At 67.1% G+C, this 21,424-nt stretch carries 15 protein-coding genes, 4 tRNA genes and 2 pseudogenes; 11 read left to right on the top strand and 10 right to left on the bottom strand.

The features are described 5' to 3' along the window. Window positions 1–30: 30 nt before the first annotated feature. Both AC5Y7V_RS29675 and AC5Y7V_RS29670 read right to left on the bottom strand, forming a co-directional pair. Complete coding sequence (locus AC5Y7V_RS29675) at window positions 31–954, bottom strand: catalase family peroxidase (RefSeq protein ID WP_499883576.1); 924 nt, start codon at window positions 952–954, stop codon at window positions 31–33. Window positions 955–971: 17 nt separating this feature from the next. Further along, entirely contained in the window at window positions 972–1,760 is a 789-nt protein-coding gene (locus AC5Y7V_RS29670; protein ID WP_499883575.1) for an SDR family NAD(P)-dependent oxidoreductase, read from the bottom strand. A gap of 70 nt (window positions 1,761–1,830) precedes the next feature. Here AC5Y7V_RS29670 and AC5Y7V_RS29665 point away from each other — a divergent pair, with 70 nt between their 5' ends. After that, complete coding sequence (locus AC5Y7V_RS29665; protein ID WP_499883574.1) at window positions 1,831–3,345, top strand: long-chain-fatty-acid--CoA ligase; 1,515 nt, start codon at window positions 1,831–1,833, stop codon at window positions 3,343–3,345. Further along, window positions 3,338–4,117 (top strand): MBL fold metallo-hydrolase, encoded by a 780-nt coding sequence (locus AC5Y7V_RS29660; protein ID WP_499883573.1) that lies wholly within the window; start codon window positions 3,338–3,340, stop codon window positions 4,115–4,117. The genes AC5Y7V_RS29665 and AC5Y7V_RS29660 overlap by 8 nt, the downstream gene beginning before the upstream one ends. Here the strand turns inward: AC5Y7V_RS29660 and AC5Y7V_RS29655 are convergent. Together AC5Y7V_RS29655 and AC5Y7V_RS29650 are read right to left on the bottom strand one after the other, a co-directional pair. Then, a complete protein-coding gene (locus AC5Y7V_RS29655; RefSeq protein WP_499883572.1) occupies window positions 4,112–4,939 on the bottom strand; it encodes an enoyl-CoA hydratase/isomerase family protein in 828 nt (275 codons plus the stop codon). The two genes, AC5Y7V_RS29660 and AC5Y7V_RS29655, sit on opposite strands and share 6 nt — an antisense overlap. 53 nt (window positions 4,940–4,992) lie before the next feature. Beyond that, the gene (locus AC5Y7V_RS29650) at window positions 4,993–5,286 is read right to left on the bottom strand and encodes a hypothetical protein (protein WP_499883571.1); all 294 of its coding nucleotides are present in this window, start codon (window positions 5,284–5,286) and stop codon (window positions 4,993–4,995) included. 207 nt (window positions 5,287–5,493) lie between these two features. On the opposite strand from AC5Y7V_RS29650, the gene AC5Y7V_RS29645 reads away from it, so the two are divergent. Beyond that, window positions 5,494–5,865 (top strand): WhiB family transcriptional regulator, encoded by a 372-nt coding sequence (locus AC5Y7V_RS29645; RefSeq protein WP_499883570.1) that lies wholly within the window; start codon window positions 5,494–5,496, stop codon window positions 5,863–5,865. A gap of 49 nt (window positions 5,866–5,914) precedes the next feature. Here the strand turns inward: AC5Y7V_RS29645 and AC5Y7V_RS29640 are convergent, their stop codons facing one another. The 3 genes from AC5Y7V_RS29640 to AC5Y7V_RS29630 are packed head-to-tail and all read right to left on the bottom strand — an operon-like array spanning window position 5,915 to window position 9,814. Continuing rightward, window positions 5,915–6,511: a TetR/AcrR family transcriptional regulator gene (locus AC5Y7V_RS29640; RefSeq protein WP_499883569.1), complete on the bottom strand. Its 597-nt coding sequence runs from the start codon at window positions 6,509–6,511 to the stop codon at window positions 5,915–5,917. A 4-nt stretch (window positions 6,512–6,515) separates the two neighbouring features. After that, window positions 6,516–9,380, bottom strand: a complete 2,865-nt coding sequence (locus tag AC5Y7V_RS29635) for an MMPL/RND family transporter (protein WP_499883568.1) — start codon at window positions 9,378–9,380, stop codon at window positions 6,516–6,518. Beyond that, window positions 9,377–9,814, bottom strand: a complete 438-nt coding sequence (locus tag AC5Y7V_RS29630; RefSeq protein ID WP_499883567.1) for an MmpS family transport accessory protein — start codon at window positions 9,812–9,814, stop codon at window positions 9,377–9,379. Before AC5Y7V_RS29630 ends, AC5Y7V_RS29635 begins: the two co-directional genes overlap by 4 nt. Before the next feature lie 302 nt (window positions 9,815–10,116). Between AC5Y7V_RS29630 and AC5Y7V_RS29625 the strand changes: the two genes are divergently transcribed. The 5 genes and pseudogenes from AC5Y7V_RS29625 to AC5Y7V_RS29605 all read left to right on the top strand — a co-directional run bounded on the left by AC5Y7V_RS29625 (window position 10,117) and on the right by AC5Y7V_RS29605 (window position 17,055). After that, on the top strand, window positions 10,117–11,547 hold the full coding sequence (locus AC5Y7V_RS29625) for a hypothetical protein (RefSeq protein ID WP_499883566.1): 1,431 nt from the start codon (window positions 10,117–10,119) through the stop codon (window positions 11,545–11,547). A gap of 214 nt (window positions 11,548–11,761) precedes the next feature. Further along, complete coding sequence (locus tag AC5Y7V_RS29620; RefSeq protein WP_499883565.1) at window positions 11,762–12,997, top strand: TolB-like translocation protein; 1,236 nt, start codon at window positions 11,762–11,764, stop codon at window positions 12,995–12,997. 103 nt (window positions 12,998–13,100) lie between these two features. After that, a pseudogene (locus tag AC5Y7V_RS29615) lies at window positions 13,101–14,645 on the top strand (NHL repeat-containing protein); the annotation flags it as partial. Between the two features lie 507 nt (window positions 14,646–15,152). Beyond that, window positions 15,153–15,800 (top strand): annotated as a pseudogene (locus tag AC5Y7V_RS29610) (NHL repeat-containing protein); the annotation flags it as partial. Between the two features lie 217 nt (window positions 15,801–16,017). Further along, a complete protein-coding gene (locus AC5Y7V_RS29605) occupies window positions 16,018–17,055 on the top strand; it encodes a YVTN family beta-propeller repeat protein (RefSeq protein ID WP_499883564.1) in 1,038 nt (345 codons plus the stop codon). A 127-nt stretch (window positions 17,056–17,182) separates the two neighbouring features. On the opposite strand, the gene AC5Y7V_RS29600 is transcribed toward AC5Y7V_RS29605, so the two are convergent. Then, a tRNA-Val gene (locus AC5Y7V_RS29600) sits at window positions 17,183–17,254 on the bottom strand. 176 nt (window positions 17,255–17,430) lie between these two features. Here AC5Y7V_RS29600 and AC5Y7V_RS29595 point away from each other — a divergent pair. From AC5Y7V_RS29595 to AC5Y7V_RS29585, 3 genes are all read left to right on the top strand, one after another. Beyond that, window positions 17,431–17,503, top strand: a tRNA-Gly gene (locus AC5Y7V_RS29595). A 29-nt stretch (window positions 17,504–17,532) separates the two neighbouring features. Next, window positions 17,533–17,606, top strand: a tRNA-Cys gene (locus AC5Y7V_RS29590). A 17-nt stretch (window positions 17,607–17,623) separates the two neighbouring features. Next, window positions 17,624–17,698, top strand: a tRNA-Val gene (locus AC5Y7V_RS29585). Window positions 17,699–18,218: 520 nt separating this feature from the next. Here AC5Y7V_RS29585 and AC5Y7V_RS29580 read toward each other — a convergent pair. Both AC5Y7V_RS29580 and AC5Y7V_RS29575 read right to left on the bottom strand, forming a co-directional pair. Beyond that, window positions 18,219–18,782, bottom strand: coding sequence for a PE family protein (locus AC5Y7V_RS29580; protein WP_499883563.1), 564 nt, complete (start codon window positions 18,780–18,782; stop codon window positions 18,219–18,221). Between the two features lie 221 nt (window positions 18,783–19,003). Then, window positions 19,004–21,376: a PE family protein gene (locus tag AC5Y7V_RS29575; protein WP_499883600.1), complete on the bottom strand. Its 2,373-nt coding sequence runs from the start codon at window positions 21,374–21,376 to the stop codon at window positions 19,004–19,006. Window positions 21,377–21,424: the final 48 nt, after the last annotated feature.

The following is a 21,424-nucleotide window of genomic DNA, read 5'->3' as shown; positions in this document are numbered from 1 at the left end:
GAGCAGCACTCCCGAAAAGCTTAGTCGCCCTTAGACGTGCGGCGCTTCGGGGCCGCGGTCGACGCCGGTGCGCAGCTTGACCGACGCCGAATACGCGAGGCTGCGGAAACGCAGCACGGGATCGTCGGACGGCTCGATGCCGTCGGTGACACGCATCGGGTCGAACACGACGATGTCGCCGCCGTGCTCGCGCTGCGTGTCGAGGCCGTCGATCTCCAGGATGCCGACGGTGGCGATCTGCGTGCTTGCCCAGGCGGCGGACGGGTCGACCGTCGAGTCGTTGGGCCCGGCGATCTGGACACGGAAGTCGAACCGCACCGGCCCGCGCGCGAGGCGGGCATTCAGCTCGTCCGTCAGAAAGTCGGGGCCGTCGCCCTCGGCGGCCGGCCGCTTTTCCCCCACGACCGGAACCCAGTGGTAGCGAACGAATCTGGCGCTGCCGTCGGCGGCGACCCAGCGGAAGGCATGCAGGCCGTGGTACTCGATGGTGGCGTAGCTCGCCGGGACCTTGTTGGCGTCGCGCAGCACGGGCAGCGCGCCGAACAGCTTGGGATGGGTCAGGAAGTACTTGGCCATGCGCAGCGGCGTCGTCGGGCTGGGCCGCATGGCCTTGAGGAGGTCGACGAATCCGTCCGGCGTGCTGGACACGAACAGTCGGGCGGTCTGCGTCGAGACGTCGGTGGTGGACCCGTCGGGCAGCGTGAACTTCACCGCCATCCCCCGCACGCCGGGCGCGCCGTCGCGCTGCGACGGGTTGCCCGAACCGTTGGAGAAGCGGATCAGCGCGGGAACACTCGAGCCGTCGAAGTGCTTGGCGCGCGAAAGCCCCGCCGCCTCGGGGGCCGCGGTGAACGTCCCGCGGTACAGCGTGCCTTTGGCGTGCAGCGCGCGACAACCGGGCTGCGCGCCGCCGGTGCCTCGAATCGCCGCAATCGCCTCGTCGGGAGTGACCATTCGCGAATCTTAAGGCGCTAGTCGGGCAAGCCGAAGAGTTTGACGACACCGTGATCGCGACCGGCGGTGTAGCCGCCGTCGACCGCGATGGCCTGGCCGCTGACGAACGAGGCGTCGGGCGACAACAGGAACGCCGCCATCGCAGCGACCTCCTCGGGCCGGCCGAACCGTTGCAGAGCGTGCTCCTCGGTGATCGAGGCCAGCGGGCCCTCCATCCCCGGCAGCCCGAAAACGCCCTGGGCCATGGGGGTTTCGATGAAACCGGGGCAGATGGCGTTGGCGCGGATGCCGCTGGGCCCGTAGTCGAGCGCGATGTTCTTGGTGAGCAGGACGACCCCGCCCTTGGCCGCGTTGTACGAGCTGCCGCCGGCGGTGCCCTCCAGGCCCTCGATGCTGGCGACGGTGACGATCGAGCCCCGTTCGCCGTCGACGCGGGGCTGCTCGATCATCCTGGCCAGCGCCGCCTTGGCCACCAGGAACGTGCCGGTGAGGTTGATCCCGATCACCCGCTCCCATTCCTTGCGGTCCAGCAGGTGCACCGGGCCGCCGCCGGCGACGCCCGCCGCGTGGAACACGCCGTCGAGGCGGTCGGGGACGGCGGCCAGCACCGCGTCGATGGCGGTCTCGTCGGTGATGTCGGCGGTCACGAAGTGGAAGTCGGCCCCCAGGTCGGGCGGGGCGGCGACGTCGGCGCCGACGACGGTGCCGCCCTCGGCGAGCAGGCGCCGCGCGGTGGCCAGGCCGATGCCGGACGCCGCCCCCGTCACGACGAAGGTGCGGGAGCGGGCGCGATCGGCGTTGACCATGGCAGTGATAGTGGCACAGACGAGTCGGGGCACACTCGGGGGGAACACACTCGAACCACGTGGAGGGGATATGACGCAGACGCTCGCCGGGTTCGTCGAGCGACACGCCCAGCAGCGGCCCGACGACGTGGCGATTCGCTACGGCGAGCGGCAGTGGACGTGGGCCCAGTGGGGGTCGCGGATTCGGCGCGCGGCCGGGGCGCTGCAGGCCGCCGGCATGCGGCGCGGCGACTGCGTCGCGTTCCTGGACAAGAACCACCCCGCGTGCCTGGAGATCCTCTTCGCCGCGGCGTCGATCGGCGCGGTGACCACCGTCGTCAACTGGCGGCTCACCGGCGACGAACTCGCCCACGTGCTCGAGGACAGCCGCCCGAGGGTGCTGTTCGTCGGCGCCGAACTGCGCCCCGCGGTCGAGGCCGCGGGCGTGGACCGCATCGTGGTGATCGACGACGAGTACGAATCCCTGCTCGCTGCAGCGCCATCCGCGCGGGCCGCCGAGATCGACGAGGGCGACACCGCGCTGGTGATCTACAGCTCCGGCACCACCGGGCGACCCAAGGGTGTGCTGCTGAGCCAGCGCGCGCTGGCCAATCACGCGGCGAACCTGGCGCCCGCGTTCCCGTTCGCCGCCGGCGACGCGAACCTCGTGGCCATGCCCCTGTTCCACGTCGGTGGGATCGGCTATGCGCTGTTCGGCATCGCCGCCGGGGTGCCGACGATCATGACCCGCGAGCCCGACGCCGCGGCGTTGATCGGGGCGGTGCGCGCCGGCGCGACCCACGCGTTCTTCGTGCCGCCCGTGATCGCCCGGTTCCTGGAGGCCGGCGAGGCGGCCACCGCCGCGCTCGCGGGCCTGCGCTACATCGTGTACGGGGCCGCGCCCATGCCGCTGCCGCTACTGAACCGGGCGCTGCAGACCTGGCCCCGGACCGGCTTCGTCCAGGTGTACGGGCAGACGGAACTGTGCGGGGCCGTCACGGCGCTCGGCGACGACGACCACCGCGACCCCGAGCGGCCCCACCTTCAGCTGTCGGCCGGAAAAGCGGTGCTGGGCACCGAGATTCGGGTCGTCGACACCGAGACCGGCGACGAGCTGCCCGTCGGGCAGCCGGGCGAGATCTGGGTGCGCAGCAACCAGAACATGACCGGCTACCTCAACCGCCCCGAGGCGACCGCCGAGACCATCACCGACGACGACTGGGTGCGCACCGGCGACGTGGGCCGCCTGGACGCCGACGGCTACGTCTACATCGAGGACCGGCTCAAGGACATGATCATCACCGGCGGCGAGAACGTGTACGGGCCCGAGGTGGAAAGCGTGCTGACCGAGCACCCCGCCATCGCCGACGCGGCGGTCATCGGCGTGCCCGACGACTTCTGGGGCGAATCGGTCAAGGCGATCGTGGTGGCCACCGGGGAGGTCGACGCTAACGACGTCATCGAGTTCTGCCGCCGGCACCTGGCCGGCTACAAGTGCCCGCGCACTGTGGACTTCGCGCCGTCGCTGCCCCGCAACGCGAGCGGCAAGATCCTCAAAACCGAGCTGCGCGAACCGTATTGGCAAGGCCGGGCGCGCAATGTTTGACGCGCGGCGCCGCGACTGCGCGGTCACGGTGCTCGGCGGTCCGACGACGGTGATCGACATCGCGGGCCGACGGATCGTGATGGATCCGACGTTCGATCCGCCGGGTGAGCACGCCTACCTGACCAAGCTCACCGGGCCCGCGGTGGGCGCCGACGCGCTGGGGCCGGTGGACGCGGTGTTGATCAGCCACGACCAGCATCCCGACAACCTCGACGACGAGGGCCGCCGGATGGCGCTGGCCGCCCCGCTGGTGCTCACCAATCCCGGCGCCGCCTCTCGGTTGGGGCCGCCGGCCGTCGGGGTGCCGGCGTGGGAGTCCTATGAATTATCGGATTCCCTTGCGGTGCAAGCTGTTCCGGCGGTCCACGGCCCTGCCGACGGGCAGCGCGACGCCGGCGGCCACGTCAATTGCGAGGTGGCCGGCTTCGTGCTGTCCGGGCCCGGCGTGCCCACCGTCTACCTCAGCGGCGACAACGCCTCGATGAGCGCGGTCAAGCAGGTCGCCGACCGCGTCGGCGCGATCGACGTCGCGGTGCTCTTCGCCGGGGCGGCGCGCGTGCCCACGAAGGAGAACGGCCGGCCGTTGACGCTGACGTCGGCGCGGGCGGCCGCGGCCGCCGAGGTGCTCGGCGCCAAGGTGGTGATCCCGGCCCACGTCGACGGCTGGGCCCACTTCAGCGAGGGCGCCGACGAATTCGCGGCGGCGTTCGACCAGGCCGGGATAGCCGGCGTGCTGCGCGTCGCGGCCCACGGCGAGTGGATCGACCTATAACCGTCCCTCGGCGCGCAGCTCGGGATGCACCCAGTCCGGCGAGCGGCGCTCCTTGAAGGCGCGGAAGCCGTCGCGGGCCTCGGTGTCGCTGAGGCTGGCGGTCATGCCGATGCGGTCGTACAGGCCGAGGTAGTTGTCGATGCTGGCCTTGATGACGCCGCGGGCGCGCGGCGCGGTCCGGCACACCTGCGCCAGCAGGTCTTTGGCGGTGGCGAGCAGCTCGTCGTGGGGCACCACCCGGGTGACCAGCCCCCAGTCGAGGGCCTCGGCGGCGGTCAGCACCCGGCCGGTGAACATCAGGTCGCGGGTGCGGACCGGCCCGATCAGGCGGACCAGCATCTGGCTGTAGTAGGTGTCGGCGAAGCCGCGGAACAGCTCGGGCACCCGGAAGGTCGCCCGCTCGCTGACCACGGACAGGTCGCTGCACAACGCGATCTGCATGCCGCCGCCCTGGCACAGGCCGTTGACCGCGGCGACGACCGGCTTGGCCGACGTGCGCACCGCGTCGAACGGCGTGACGTCCATGCCCAGCGCCGAGCCGAACGTGATCCAGTTGTCGGTGGCTCCCCCGCCGCCCATGTCGCCGCCGGGCGCGAAGACGTCACCGGTTCCGGTGAGCAGCAGCCCGGCCAGGTCCGGGTCCTCGTTGACACGCCCAACGGCGTAACGGATTCCGAAGTACATCGCGGGGGTCAGGGCGTTGCGCGCTTCGGGGCGGTCGATAGTGCATACCGCGATCGGTCCCTGGCGCTCGAAGGTCAGGTATGGGGTGCCCAGCCAGTCGCCTTCGGGAGGGCGGGGGCCGCTGTCCGGTGTCGCCACGGGGCTCCTCTCACGCGTCCGCGCTTACATCTCGCCCCCAGACTGTAACGCCCCTAGACGAACTGCATGGTGACGGTTCCGATGGTCTGCGAGGCGTCGCCGACCAGGCTGGCCAGTTGGCCCTGCAGGGTGGTCGTGGCCTCCGCCACCGGCTTGTCGCAGAAGCGGCAGTGCGTCTTGAACTGCGGCTGGTCCTCCTCGTTCGGCCAGAATCGGCGTTCTCCGGCCATTGCGCCAGGGTCGTACATGACCGACTGATGCGGGGCCTCCTTGAGGATCCGGCCCACGGGGTGGCGTTGCGGGCATTCGAGTTTCAGCACGCCGATGCCCTCTTGGTTGGCTGCCATCGTCCACCGTCCTTATCTATTGGTCGTCTACTCCCGATTGCACACTAAGTGGTCGGTGGGTGGCGGCACGGGCTCGCCCAGCGGACCGATCAATAAAAAGGTACGGATGTGCCATAAAACGTTGCGCAATCGATGCCGAATCGCTTAACTTGGTTGCTGGGGGGATTCAGGTCACATCAACGGGCACGATGTGGCGCGCATCCCAGCATGCTCGCACGAAGGGATACCTCGTTGCCAGGATCAGTAACGGCCGTGCGGCCAACCAGTCTTGTGCCCGTCGACAGCGCTCCGCGCACCGTGGAGGCGGACGATCGCGCCTGGGTCATGAATGCGCTGTGCAGAGAATCGGATCCCGACGAAATGTTCGTGCGGGGCGCCGCACAACGTAAGGCTGCGGTCATCTGCCGTCACTGCCCCGTGCTGCGGGAGTGCGCGGCCGAGGCGCTCGACAACAAACTCGAGTTCGGGATCTGGGGCGGGATGACCGAGCGCCAGCGCAGGGCCTTGCTGAAGCAGCATCCCGACGTCGTGTCTTGGACGGATTATTTCCGCCGGCGCACCGCCCGGTCCGCCGGATAGCCGGGGCGGTCTTTTTTCTTCATTACGAAATTGTTACGGCTCTCGCGCTTTAGGTGGACAGCGCGGGCAGCACGAGCGTGTCGATGACCTGTCGGAAGAAACCCGCGTCAACGGTTTGGCCGTTGAGCACCCGGAACAAGCTCGTCGCGGTGAGCACGTCGGCGACCAGGGACCAGTCGCGGTCGGCGGCGATCTCACCGCGGGCCGCGGCGCGGGCCAGGATGGTCGACATGATGCGCCTGCCCTTGAGCAGCAGCAGGTCGCCGAGGGCCTCGGCGAGCTGGGGGTCGTGGGTGGCTTCCAGGGCGACGCGGAGCACCAGGTCGTTGGTGATCAATTCGCTGTCATTGCGCGCCGCGCGCTCGACGACCGCGTCCAGGTCACCGGCCAGGCTGCCGGCATCGGGGACGTCGTCGGTGCACAGGTCGGGCCGCCAGTAGACGAGAACGTCGGTCATCAGCGCCGCCTTCGATGACCACCGCCGGTAGATCGCGGCCTTGCCGACGCCGGCGCGGGCGGCGATGTCGTCCATGTTGGTGTCGTCGTAGCCGTGCTCCGTCAGTGCGGCCAGGGCGGCATTGAGGATCGCCGGATCCCGAGACCGGTCCAGGCGGCCGTCCGTGCGCTGGCGAAGCTTCGATTCCATTGCGTCACACCGTCGTCAGTTGCGGGACGGGCGCGGTGTCACCCTCCGGCTCCGGCTCGGGGGCCTGCCGCTTGCGCATGGCGAAGGTGTCCAGCGGCCACCAGAACCAGCGGCCCAGCGCGGCGGCGATCGCCGGCGTCATGAATGCCCGCACGATAAACGTGTCGACGAGCAGACCCAACCCGATCGAGGTGCCGAACTGCCCGATCACCACCAGGTCGCTGACGATCATCGACGCCATGGTGGCCGCGAATATCAGGCCGGCCGCGGTGACCACCCGGCCGGAGGCTCCCATGCCCCGGATGATGCCGGTGTTGAGGCCGGCCGGCATTTCTTCCTTCAGGCGGGAGACCAGCAGCAGGTTGTAGTCGGATCCGACGGCCAGCAGGATGATCACCGTCAGCGGCAGCACGATCCATTGCAGGCCCACCCCGAGGATGTCCTGCCAGAGCAGCACGGACAGACCGCACGCGGTGCCCAGTGACGCGAGCACCGTACCGACGATCACCAGGGACGCCACCAGGCTCCGGGTGATCAGCAGCATGATCGAGAAGATCAGGATCAGCGTCGCGATGCCCGCGATCGTCAGGTCGATTTTCACGCCGTCCTGCATGTCGCTGTACATCGAGGCGGTGCCGGCCAGCGACACCTTCGCCGACTCCAAGGGGGTTCCCTTGACCGCGTCGGCGACCGCCTGCTTGACGCCCTTCACGTGCCGGATCCCGTCCACCGAGGCGGGGTCGCCCTGGTGGGTGATGATGAACCGGACCGCCTTACCGTCGGGCGAGACGAACATCTTCAACCCACGCTTGAAATCGGGGTTTTTGAAGACTTCGGGCGGAAGGTAGAAGCTGTCGTCGTTCTTGGCTTCGTCGAAGTAGTTCCCCATCATCGTCGAGCCTTCGGCGTTCTCTTGCATATGCGCCTGGATGCCCGCCATCGAGCTGTGCGTGGACAGCATGAAGTCGCGCATTCTCTGCATCGACTCGATGGTCTTGGGAAAGTCGGCGAGCAGCTGTGGCATCAACCGGTCCAGGGCGTCGAAATCGACTGTGAGGCCGGCGAATTTGTCGGAAAGCTCATCGATGCCGTCGAGCGCATCGAAGATGGAGCGCATGGACCAGCACATGGGAATGTCGAAACAGTGTCTCTCCCAATAGAAATAGCTGCGAATGGGCCTGAAGAAGTCGTCGAAGTCCGCGATGCGGTCCCGCAGCTCGTTGGTGGTGTTCACCAGGTCGTGCGTTCGGCCATCCAGGCTGTGGGTCGTGGCGGTCATCTGCTGCATGACGCCATACATGTGCTGCATGACGCTGATCGTTCTGCCCATCTCGTCGGCCTGCTCGAGCATCGACGCCATGCTGTCGTTCATGAATTTCGCGGTTTGCAAGGTGCTGGAACTGTTCATGGCGATCACGAAGGGAATCGAGCTGTGCTCGATCGGCGCGCCCAGCGGACGGGTGATGGTCTGCACCCGCCCGATGCCGCGTTCATGGAAGACGCTCTTCGCGATTCTGTCGATGATCAGCATGTCCGCCGGATCGCGCAGGTCGTGGTCGGCTTCGACCATCAGTAATTCCGGATTCATGCGCGCCGGGCTGAAGTGCCGCTCGGCCGCCGTCTGCGCGACGTTCGCCGCGATGTCCGGCGGGGTGAACTTCCTGTCGTTGTAAGTCGGGACATAGGTCGTCAGACTGATGAAACCGATCACCGCGACAAAGGACGCCACGACGATGATGGGTATCGGCCACCTCGTCACCATCGTGCCGACCTTGCGCCAACCTCGTTCCGACACTTGACGTTTCGGATCGAAGAAACCGAACCTGGACGCGACCACTAGCAACGCGGGAGCCAGCGTGAGGCCCGCCAGCATCGTCACCACCAGGGCTATGGCGCACGGGATGCCCATCGTCTGGAAGTACGGAAGTTTGGTCGCGGTCAGGCACAGGCAGGCGCCCACGATCGTCAAACCCGACCCCAGGATGACGTGCACCACGCCGTTGTAGGCGCTGTAGTACGCCTGCTCTCGATCCTCGCCACGGGATCGGGCTTCGTGATAGCGACCCAGCAGGAAGATGAAATAGTCGGTCCCCGTGGCGATGGTCAGCATCGTGACCATGCTGACGGCGTACGGGGTCAGACCGATGATGTCCAGATTCCCGGCGGTCGCCACGATGCCTTCCGCGGCATAGAGCTCGAAGCGGACCAGGATCAACGCCAAGATCGCGTTCTTCAGCGAGCGATAAATGATCAGCAGCATCACGAAGATGACGCCGATGGTGACCATCGTCATCAGTTCCATGCTGTTGTGCGCGGCGATCAGCGTGTCGGTATTGAGCGCGGTGTTGCCAGCCACGTAGGCCTTGACCCCCGGGGGCGGCGGGACGCTTTTGACGATCTTGCGGACCTCGGCGACCGACTTGTGGGCCGGGGTGGTGCCCTGCGCGCCGTCGAGGAAGACCTGCACGTAGGCGGCCTTACCGTCCGGGCTCTGGGAGCCGGCGGCGGTCAGCGGGTCACTCCAGAAATCCTGGAGGAACTGGACGTGCTTGCTGGCCTTGAGCTTGGCGACGATCTTGTTGTAGAACTCGTGCGCGCTGTCGCCGAGCTTGTCGTCGCCCTCCAACACGACCATCGCCGTGGAGTCGGTGTCGAACTCCTGGAACTTGTGGCCGATGTTCATCATGTCTTTGAATGCGGTCGCGTCCCGCGGGGTCATGGGCACCGAGTGCCTGCCCGCGACGTCGCCGAGCGCGGGCGTGAACAGCGTGGTGCCGAGCGCGACAAGCAGCCAAAGCAGGATGATCGGCACCGCCAGGACGCGGATCGCGCGGGCGACGCGGGAGCGAGAGCCGGGCTCGTTACTCATACGGATTTCACCAAGCAGTAGATGAAGGGTTCGTATTCGTCGATGGTGCGGTCGTCGCGGACTTGGCCGTCGACGACGACCCGACATCGGATGTTCCGCAGGCCTTTGTCACCTTGGGCGACGATGTTGGCCGACATCGACGGCAGGGTCGTCACGATCGTGTACGACCATGGCAGCGGGGCGTGTTCAACGAGATGGGGCTGCCCGTTCTCGTCGAGGTAGTTGGCGCTGACGCTGCCCCCCGAGGGCGACGTGACCTCGTAGGTGATGTGTTTCGGATTGAACGGTTTCGTGTCGTCGGCGTTGGCGTCGTGGCTGGAGGCGTGTGCGGTGGCACCGAAACTGGCGCGGACCCGCAGCACGACATACGAACCGAGCGCGACGACGACGACGAGAAGTAGCGGGATCCACACCTTCTTGAAGAGCCGATACACCCGCCATCTCCTCCCTACCGCCACCGCCGAGGTCGACACACCGAGCCGCACCCACGCGGAACGCAAGTTCCATGCTCGGTCGGTCAGGACATTACCGCATCGCCGCGCACGCCGCCCTAAGTCGCGGGCCGCGCTAGCAGCCCCGATCACAGACTCCAAATGGAGTACCAAACTACGCATGCTGAACCGCTGATCGGCCGCACACAATCGGTTCGTCCACCCAATCGCTTCATACCGCTTGGTCGGGCTCCAGCCACTTCAAGCACGCGATCCCTAACGCTCGGTCCTGGAGAGGGGAAGTAATGAGGGGTTACGCACAGGGTTCGAGCAGGCTTGGGCTCAAGCGGCCTGTAATCGGTGACGACCAATCGTCCACACAAGCTGGGCGCTTCTCGAAGATTCTTCGCATCTGCCTCCTGCTCACACTGGCAGTGGACTGCCTAGGGGCACTCGCGCTTGCCGTCGGTGAATTCTCGATGCCCCTGACCATCTTTGCGACGCTGGCAGCCACTATTCAGCTCGCAATAAGTGTCGCGAATGGTTGGGCTTTCAATTCCGTTCGACGGGCGGCTCCAACATCGGCAAGAGACGCTTTCATCGCTCAAATGTTCGTGCTATTACTCGCGGGATACATAATCGTAACTGACCAGCGAAGCGCGATACGAAACTGGTATGTGATGGCAACTGCAGGATTGGTTGCTGGCGCCGCTTTCCTATGGCTTCTTCTTCTGGTGCCAAAGGCCAGATTCGAATGGACAAAGCCCGCGCTAGTTGTAACGGCACTCTTTCCGCTCGCCGGACTTTTGCAGTTCTGGCTGCAAAACTACTACATGCCTTCAACCTCATTGCCCCTCGTCGATATCACGACCGAGCTATCGCCACAAGGCTGGTCCGGGCCGATCGTCCATTTATCCGCAAAGGTCACAATTCATAATCGCGGTACCACGCGGGTTAACATCGCGAATTCGCTGATGAGGGTGACTGCATACTCGAAAGACCCGAAAGACCTAGACACCGAAGTCTACTGGAATAAGTGCGTGGAAACGTCAGGTCGGGACGAAGGCTGGTGCGGACTGGCGCGAGGCATAGATCCCTCGGGGAGCTCAATGGACCTGGATTTCCGTGTCAATCCGACTCTAACCGGCCTTTTCACTCCCACTCCACCTTCAGGTAGCCAACTCCTTTACGTCACCACTCTTCAGTCTGATTATTTGGTTCCGGGCGAGACGGATATCTTTCAAAGAGACGTGGATATAGACTCCGGAAAGGTTTCGCTGGTTCGCTTATCTGCCGCCGCTATACTCCTCACCGACCGAAGGATCGAAGATATTCGAGCGTGCACCGGAAAACACGCTTCGGCATATGCGGATTTCGCGCAATTTGCATCAGAGGTACGGCAGGTACAACAGCTGCAAGCTTCGCAGGCCCACTATTTCTGTCGAGAATTCGACATCGCCCCAGGTAATTTCATCGAAAAATTAATAGCTAACCATCCGGCCGTGGAAGTGACCACCTGGCTCAATAATCCAAGCGATGTGGGCACTGAATATCCCATAATCACATATCGTTTCGGTACCGCTGGACGGTTCGATAAACCGAATCCGAACCGCGAGTCGGAAAGAAAACTTGAGGAACTGAATCCGGGGAATGAGACGACAAGCGAATCCGAGTACGCACCCACCGAGAAGCCCCCACCCAGCCCAGCGCCGGCACCGCCCGGCGGGAAGAGCTGAATCCCGATATTCGAACTGGGCTGACTCATTCAGTTGGTCCGGCGATCGGACGTAAACCGGACACGGCGGCGTGGGCCAAAGTGTCCGCGACATCGTCGAGGTCGGCGTTGACGCGCAGTTGTCGGCCGCCCGCACAAGAACCGCGCAAGAATCACGCAAGGTATCGGCGACATGGTTGCCGCAATTGCTTACCGCTCGCGGGAAAGGAACCGCAATGATCACGAGTTCGCGCCACACCAAATGGCGACGGCGCGCAGGCCTCGTCGCACTGGCCGCATTTCTGGCGGCTGGGTGCTCGTCGAACGATGCGACCGCGTCACACCAGGCGCCGGCTAACCCCACGACTTCCACGCCGACCGCGGCTGCGGAGATGGCGGCTCATGGCGTCGAGAAGTCGATCGGCGAGGTGCCCTGGTCGCAAGTCGGTCCGGGCTGGATGCTCGCAACCTGGAGCCCGGCCGTGAGCGTGCCTCCCGGCGTGTCGCCGCCTCCGGGATCGCCCGCCCCCGACACGGTCCCCGTTACCCTGTACCTCGTCGACCCGGCGGGCGGTCGCTACGCGATCACCACCTTCCCGCCGAAGGGTGGACCAAACGGGATCGAATGGTCCGGCGACGCCAGCCACGCCGTTTGGGCCGCCGCGGGCCCCGAAAAGACGACGGTGATCACCGAGCTCGACCTGCACAACGGGACCCACAGCACGTTCACCGTTAACGGCTCGTCCGTCGCCCCTCGCTTCACGCGCCCCGACGGCAAGGCGCTGCTGCTGACAGTGGACAAAAAACTGATGCGGGTCGACCTGGCCGGCAATCCGCAGCTGACCTATCCGACCGACAAGCTCCCGAGCGCCTTCAACGGTCAGTACCTCTCGACCCCGGACGGCACGCAGCTGGTGCTGGGTACCGCCTCCGGCCTTGCTCTGATGGGCAATGACGGAACGGTCGGTAAGGAGCTGTCGTCTGCCGGCGGGAGCTGCTCACCGGTGCGATGGTGGGACGCCGGCGCGAAAACCGTCCTCGCCAACTGCAGTGCACCGAACGAGCGCGGACGGCTCTGGCTGGTCCCCATCGACGGTTCAGCGCCGACCGCGCTGACCGCGCCGATAACGGACCCGGCGTCGCACGACACCGGCGACATCAGCGCATGGCAACTGCCGGCCGGCACCTATGTCCAGTACGCGGGCGGATGCGGCGCCATCCACCTCGGCAAGCTCAACCCCGATGGCACGGTGTCCAAGGTGGCGGTGCCCAACGTCGATCCGAGTCACAGCATCTACGTGATCGGCGTCCACGGCGGCAACCTCGACCTCAAAGCCACGGTCGCCGGTTGCGGACCCGCCCAGTCGCTGCTCGAGTACGACCCCGCCGCCGGCACCACCAACGTTCTGCTGGGACCGCCGCTCAACGGCGGCGCGGTCATCAGCGCGGTGCCTTACCCGGGCGAGAAGTAGCGTGCGACCGCACCAGCGGCGGTGGCGGCAACGCCGAAACGCCGTCGCCGTCGCCCTCGCCCTCGCCCTCGCCGTCATCGGCGTCGCAGCGTGCCACTCGTCACCGCGCTCGACGCCAGCCCAACAAACCGTGCTGCCGCTGGGCGGTCTCAACCACCCCGCCGGCGTCGCGGTGGATAAAAGCGGCGCGCTATATGTCGCCGACAGCGGCAACAAACGAGTGGTGAAGTTGGCCGCCGGGTCGAACAGCCCGACGGTGCTGCCGTTCACCGGGCTCAACTACCCCGACAGCGTGGCGGTGGACGCCGCGGGCGCCGTCTACGTCACCGACGACCACAACAACCGGGTGGTGAAGCTGCCGGCCGGGTCCAACACCCAGACGGTGTTGCCGTTCACGGGCCTCAACGGCCCGGATGGCGTGGCAGTGGATGCGGCCGGCGCCGTTTACGTCGCCGACTACCTCAATGCTCGGGTGGTCGAGTTGGCCGCCGGGTCGACCACCCAGACGGTGTTGCCGTTCACCCACCTCAGCCTCCCGCGCGGTGTCGCGGTGGACGGCGCCGGCACCGTCTACGTCGCCGACTTCGGCAGCAAGCGGGTGGTGAAGCTGGCGGCCGGGGCGACCACCCAGGCCGTACTGCCATTCGACGGGCTCCAAGGCCCCATCGGGGTGGCGGTCGACACCGCCGGAAGGGTTTCTGTCACAGACTATTTCAAGAACGCCGCGGTGACGTTGGCGGCCGGATCGTGCACCCAGACGGCGCTGCCGTTCACCGGCCTCACCGGCCCCGAGAGTGCGGCGGTCGACACCGCCGGAAGTGTGTACGTGGTCGACGGCCAAAACAACAGGGTGGTGAAGCTCTCGTCGACGCAGTCAACGGCGCCGCCGGTGTGCCGACAGACGGTGCTGCCGTTCACCGGCCTCGACGATCCGTGGGCGGTGGCGGTGGACACCGCCGGCAATGTCTATGTCGTCAACAACATCTCGGGCAATAACCGCAGCGGGGTGATCAAGCTGGCGGCCGGGTCGAACACCCAAACCTACCTGCGGTTCACCGGCCTCGGCTTCCCCGAGAGCGTGGCGGTCGACGCCGCCGGCAACACGTACGTCGTCGACAACAAAACCAATCGAGTGTTGAAGTTGACGCCAGACTCCAATACCCAGACCGTGCTGCCGTTTTCCGGCGTCGCCCCCCGGGCTGTGGCGGTCGACACCGCGGGCGATGTATTCGTCACCGACTACCGCAAGAGTCAGGTGCTGAAGTTGGCCCCCGGGTCTAACATGCCAACGGTCCTGCCGTTCACTCACCTCACCAGCTCGAACGGCATGGCAGTGGACACCGCAGGCGATGTCTTCGTCGTCGACGGCGACAAGGTCCTGAAGCTCGCGGCCGGGTCGAACACGCCAACGGTCCTGCCATTCAACGGCCTCCAAGACCCGTGGAACGTGGCGATCGACACGGCGGGCGCCGTTTACGTCACCGACTCCATGAACAAGAGGGTCCTGAAGCTCGGGGCCGGGTCGAACACCCAAACGGTCCTACCGTTCGTCGGCCTCGGCGACCCGCAGGGCCTGGCGGTGGACACGACGGGCGCCGTCTACGTGACCGACCGCGATAACGCCGAGGTGGTGAAGCTGGCGGCGGACTGACGGGTCCAAGTGCCGGTTCGCCATATCTGCCTGCGCTGCAATGCCTTTGACAGCGAACCGGCACAAGAACCAAGCAAGAAACACGCAAGGCGCCCACCGCAGCCTTGGTGTGACCGACCACAACAGCCGCCGGTCGCGGCATCCCCGCCCGAACATGTTCGGCGGAAAGGAAAGCGAACCATGAAGAACGCAAGAATCGCGCCGCTCTCCATCGCGACCGCCATCGCCGCGCTCGTGCTGCTCGCCGTTGCCGCAATCGGCGTCACCGGATGCACTAAGACGCCGCCGTCCCCGCATGCAACGGCAACGAAGAGCGCGCCTACCGGACCAACGGATCCGTCGACGGGGCCAACGCCGTCGCCATCCCGACAAGCCGTACTGCCGTTCAGCGGCCTCACCAACCCCCAAAGTGTGGCGGTGGACAGCGCCGGCGACGTGTACGTCGTCGACTATGCCAGCGGCTACCACAATTCGCCCGGTCATGTGGTGAAGTTGGCGGCCGGGTCGGGCGGGCAGACCGTGCTGCCGTTTAGCGGCCTTGATCGCCCCGGCGATGTGGCGGTGGACGCCTCCGGCAACGTCTACGTCACCGACTACCGCAACCATCGGGTGCTGAGGTTGGCGGACGCGTCGAACACCCAAACGGTGCTGCCGTTCACGGGCCTCGAGGGCCCCTCCGGTGTGGCGGTGGACGCTTCCGGCAACGTCTACGTCGTCGACGGCGGAAGCAACGCCGACCCCCACCACTATCGAGTAGTGGAGTTGGCGGCCGGGTCGAACACCCAGACGGTGCTGCCGTTCGCCGGCTTCGACACCCCTTCCGGTCTGGCGGTGGACAGCGCCGGCAAGGTGTACGTGCTCGACATGGGCAAGCGTGGAACTGATGCTCGGGTGATGGCGTTGGCGGCCGGGTCGAACACCCAGACGGTGCTGCCGTTCACCGGCCTCGACACCCCCACCGGTGTGGCGGTGGACACCGCGGGCACCGTCTACGTCGTCGACCGCAACCACGACCGCGTGGTGGGGTTGGCGCCCGGGTCGAATAACCAAACAGTGCTGCCGTTCACCGGCCTCCGCCTCCCATTCTGTGTAGCGGTGGACACTGCCGGCAACCTCTACGTCACCGACGAGCTGCAACGTGTGGTGAAGCTGGCGGTGTCCTGAGATATTTGCCCGCGCTGCAATGTGTTTGACCGTCTTTAGGCTTCGTAAAAGCCCGGCGGGCGCGACAATTCCGACCCAAGAGCGGACCGGCACAAGAACCAAGCAAGAAACACGCAAGGCGCCCGCCGCAGCCTTGGTGTGACCGACCACAACAGCCGCGCCCGGCGACCCAGTCGCGGACATGTTCGGCGGAAAGGAAAGCATCATGAAGAACGCAAGAATCGCGGCGCTCTCCATCGCGACCGCCACCGCCGCGCTCGTGCTGCTCGCCGTTGCCGACATCGGCGTCACCGGCTGCAGTAAGACGCCTCCAACTTACCGGGTTACCGCCACGGTGCCCGTCGGCAAGTCGGCGTCGGGGGTGGCAGTGGACCCGGGCACCCACACTGTCTACGTCACCAACCGCGACGACGACACGATGTCGGTGATCGACGCCTCGACGCGCACCGTCAGCGCCACCGTGCCCGTCGGCAAGCCGTTCTATGGCCCGGAGGGGGTGGCGGTGGACCCGGGCACCCACACCGTCTACGTCACCAACTACGGCGTCACGGTGTCGGTGATCGACGCCTCGACGCGCACCGTGACCGCCACCGTGCCCGTCAGCACGGGCCCGGACGAGAACCCGGCGGGGGTGGCGGTGGACCCGGACACCCACACCGTCTACGTCGGTCGACTTCGAACGGCCGCTGCCCACGTCGGCGACTACGACGGCACCGTTTCGGTGATCGACGCCCCGACTCGCACCGTCACCGCCGACGTGACCGTCGGCAAGCAACCACACGAGGTGGCGGTGGATCCGGGCACCCATACCGTCTACGTCACCAACGTCACGGACAACACGGTGTCGGTGATCGACGCCTCGACGCACACCATCACCGCCACCGTGCCTATCGGCAAGCGCCCTGCCGGGGTGGCGGTGGATCCCGACAGCCACACCGTCTACGTCGCCAACGGCGGCGACGGCACCGTCTCGGTGATCGACGCCTCGACTCACAGGGTCAGCGCCACCGTGCCCGTCGGCAAGAACCCGGCCGGCCTAGCGGTGGATCCGGGCACCCACACCGTCTACGTCGCCGACCGCGACGACAACACGGTGTCGGTGATCGACGCCTCGACGCGCACCGTCACCACCACCGTGCCGGTCGGCAAACACCCGGCCGGGGTGGCGGTGGATCCGGGCAGCCATACCGTCTACGTCACCAACGGCGGCGACAACACGGTGTCGGTGATCGAATCTCGATAGTGGTTGCATCGGCGTCTGGGGCGGCAACGGATTGTCTTGTCCGCCAAAGGATCGGGGGTGTACCGAGACCCAGACGAATCCAACCAGTCATAGATTTGCACAAGCGTATTTGTGCAGGTCAGCAGGGTGGTCCCGGCTGGGATCGAACCAGCGACCTTCCGCGTGTGAAGCGGACGCTCTTCCACTGAGCCACGGGACCGGCGCCGAGGGGCGAACGACGTCGAAGGGTAGCACGAATCGCGGAGCGCCTAACTCGCCGCGTGCGTCTGCGGGCGCGCTAGCCTAGAGCCGCAACGTAACCAAGAGATTTGTGTGCGCCCGCTCAGGTGGACTATCGTCGTCCTTCGCGACGGGCGACGATCTCGCCCGTTGCGCGCGGACGTAGCGCAGTTGGTAGCGCATCACCTTGCCAAGGTGAGGGTCGCGGGTTCGAATCCCGTCGTCCGCTCGAAGGTGCAAGTGGCATCAATCCCCAGCGGTGGAGTGGCCGAGTGGTGAGGCAACGGCCTGCAAAGCCGTGCACACGGGTTCGATTCCCGTCTCCACCTCCAAAGTTTTGACCCCCTAGGCGCGATTAGCTCAGCGGGAGAGCGCTTCCCTGACACGGAAGAGGTCACTGGTTCAATCCCAGTATCGCGCACCAGCTTTCGCATTTCGTAGGCGATATTTAGAACTACTCACCAATGGTCAGGCAATATCGATGCAATAGGGTGGCGCAACCTATTGGAGAGAACATGTATATAGAGCGCTGTCCTGGGATGCCGCCCACGTCTCGAAGTTGACGCGGCGGAAGAGAATCAACAACCTACCCGCGCTCCGAGGCTGGCTTGGCCGCACTCGACGGGCGTGCCGGGCGGATTCCCACTGCGCCTTGTTGGCCAATTGCCAGCGGTACGCCGGGTAGTACGACGGGATGTAGCAGATTAGCGACATACCAGACGATTGTCGGTTATCTCTGCGGGTCCGTTAGGAGCGGCGTCGATAAGCGGCACGAAAGCCTGGCGGGTATCGTCGTTGATACCCGAAGTCTGTTATGCCGCGATGGCGGGCGAAGCGTAAGTATCAGCCTGTGGAACCGTCGGCCTGCGTCCTGGGCCGTCATTCGGCCCTTATTCTCTGCGCGGGCTTTGAATGGCCGGTGGGTCGCGATCCGCGACACCCGTCTAGAGAGCCGCACCAAGTTCCGCCAAAAGCACGCCCAAAATGGGCGCCCCGACTAATAACGCTATGGTGGCGATGCCGAGTGGCAGTCCAACGGCCAAGACGAGTGGCAACCCAATACCAAGAAGTGGAATGGAAATAGCGAGCAAAAGTGGAATTATAATAGCGAATAAGATTAGTATCAGCAAAAGGAATAGCAGTGGAAGTAAAGGCGACGTGGCAGGATCGGTGAACATCCGGGTAGCGCTCGCAAACAACAAATTGGCGTCCTGCAAAAACGCGGCGATGGCGTCCTCAGCGCCTGCATACGCGCCCGCACTGGCAGTCAAGTGCTGGGCAAACTGCTCATAAGACGCAGCCGCTTCCCCGGCCAGCTTCTGATACTCCTGGCCATAACCTGAGAACAGATGCGCGATACTCGTCGACACCTCATCGGCGGCGGCGGGCAGCACCGCGACGGTTGGAGCCGCCGCCACCATGTGGGCCGCGTTGACGTTCAAGCCAATTGCTGCCAAGTCCCCTGCTGACGCCGTCATCATCTCCGGGTCCGCAATCACACAGGACATCTCGCCACCTCCTTGGCCGCCCACCCAGGATGCGCTCTTCCTGGGGGATCGGTATGAGTAAGGGACTACGTGCTTTCGGCAACCGGCGGGCTGGCTGAGTACTTAAACTCCGTATCGCCGGACTTAAGGTCTAGCCCCAGTCGCCCGGACCGGCGAATCGGCCGAGCGTATCGGCGGCGATATTGCGTAGGCAGAACGGTCGTCGCCGGTGTTAGTCGGTGTTAGCCGTGCTGGCCGGCGCTGCCGTTGCCTTGGCCGTTGGCGCCTACGCCCCCGGCGCCGCCTGTGTTGACGAAACCGCCGTTGCCTCCGCTGTTGCTCGGCAAACCGACGTCGCCATTGCCGCCTCCACCCGCGAAATTGCCGACGGCATCGGCGCCGGCGTGACCGATGAGCACGAACGCAGGGGTTGTGGCGGGGTCGATGAAGGCACCGCTGCCTCCGCCTCCACCGGCGGCCGCGCCGGTGCCGCCGGCACCGCCGCTCGCCAGCAGAGGCGGAACTGAGGTATTGACGTTGCCGCCCGCGCCGCCCTTACCGCCGGTGCCACTCGTGGAGGCGGCCCCACCGCCACCACCACCGCCGCCGCCGGCGGCCCGACTGAGCTCCGCCGCACCGCCCGCCCCGCCCCCGCCGCCAGCGCCACCGGTGCCGCCGGTAGCGCCAGTCACGGCGGCACCCGTGCCACCGGTGCCGCCGCGGCCGCCGAATCCGATGGCCTCGCCCTGGCCGGTGACGGCGGTGCCGCCGATCCCGCCGGTGCCGCCGGTCCCGCCGGTCCCGCCGATGCCGCCAATGCCGGTGCCGGTTCCGGCGGTGCCCCCGGTGCCGCCGGCACCGCCCCCGCCGCCGCCACCACCAAAGACCGTGCTGCCGGAGGCTATGTCGATGCTGTTGAAGCCGCCGACGCCGCCGGTGCCGCCAACGCCACCCGCGCCGCCGCTGCCGTTGGTTCCACCGGCCGGGGTGCCGCCGCCGGTGCCGCCGAGCCCACCGCGGCCACCGTTGCCGCCCTGACCGCCAACGCTGTTGTTGACGCTGTTGCCGGTGTCGCCATGGCCGCCCGTTCCGCCGGTGCCGCCAGTGCCGCCGGTGCCACCAGTGCCGCCGGCGCCGCCGGAGTCGCCCCCGGCTCCGCCCCCACCGCCGATGCCGCCGCTACCACCGGCGTCGCCGGTGCTCGCCGCGCCGTCCGCGCCGGTGCCGCCCTGGCCGCCCCTGCCGCCGACACCGCCGCTGCCCGCGGTCCCGGGAGCGCCCGCACCGGTGCCGGCCGCCCCGCCAGCCCCCGCCGCGCCGCCGGTACCGCCGGTGCCGCCCGCACCGGCCCCGGCGCCGGTGTCAGCGGCGCCTGTTCCACCCTGACCACCCTGGCCACCCATGCCGCCAGTACCGCCGCTGCCGTTGATGCCGCCGACGGGAGCACTGCCGCCCTGGCCGCCCGCCCCGCCGGCTCCACCGTCGGAGCCGATCCCGCCAACGCCGCCGACCGCCCCTTGACCACCGGTGCCGCCGGTACCGCCGGTGCCGCCGGTGCCCGCAATGCCCGCGGTGCCTGGAGCGCCCGCTCCGGTGCCGGCCCCCCCGCCGGCACCCGCGGACCCGCCGGTGCCGCCGGTACCGCCCATGCCGGCCCCGGAGCCGGTGTCAGCGGCGCCTGTTCCACCCTGACCACCCTGGCCACCCATGCCGCCGGCGCCGCCGCTGCCGTTGATGCCGCCGGCGGGAGCACTGCCGCCCTGGCCGCCCGCCCCGCCGGCCCCACCGTGGAAGCCGATCCCGCCAACGCCGCCGACCGCCCCTTCTCCACCGGTGCCGCCGGCACCGCCGGTACCGCCGATGCCCGCATGGCCCGCCGCGCCCTGGTTCCCCCACAACAGCGCCTGGTTGGCGCCAGCGACCCCACCGTCCCCCGCGTTCCCGCCGGTCCCTCCGGTCCCACCGTCACCACCGACCCTGTTAAAGCCGACACCGGTGGTGCCGGCGCCGCCCTGGCCGCCCTGGCCGCCCTGACCGCCGATCCCGCCGGCGCCGCTTGTCCCACCGATTAGCGCCTGGTTGGCCCCGCCGTTACCGCCCGCCCCGCCGTCATTACCGAGTCCACCGTTATAGCCGAACATTTCATCGAGACCGTCCCTGCCGGCCCCGCCCTGGCCGCCGGCCCCGCCATGACCATTCAGTGAGAACAGCTGCCTGTTAGCACCACCGTCACCGCCGCGCCCACCGTGGCCGTACGGCCCCCCCGGCCCGAAGCCGTTCCCGCCGGCCCCGCCGGCACCGCCGGACCCGCCGCCGATCAGCCCGTTTGCCCCACCGATTCCACCGTTACCGCCGGCAGCCTCGAAGCCGGCACCGCCAGCACCGCCGGCACCGCCAGCACCCCACAGACCTGCCATCCCGCCCGCCCCGCCGTTACCGCCGTTCTGTCCGGCGGACCCGGGGCTGAAGCCGGCCCCGCCGGCGCCGCCGTTGCCGCTAATCCATCCGCCGGGCGCGCCGGGACCGCCGTCGGGGTGGGCTGCCGTACCGGGGGCCCCATTGGCGCCGTTGCCGAACAGCGGGCGCCCCGTCAGCGTCTTGACGGGCGAGAAGATCCCAAAGGGCTGGGCTAAATCGACCAAGGCCGTCAGCGGGTCCTGAAC

The sequence above is a fragment of the Mycobacterium sp. NGS34 genome (assembly GCF_059812845.1).
This window is presented reverse-complemented; position numbering and strand designations above follow the sequence as displayed.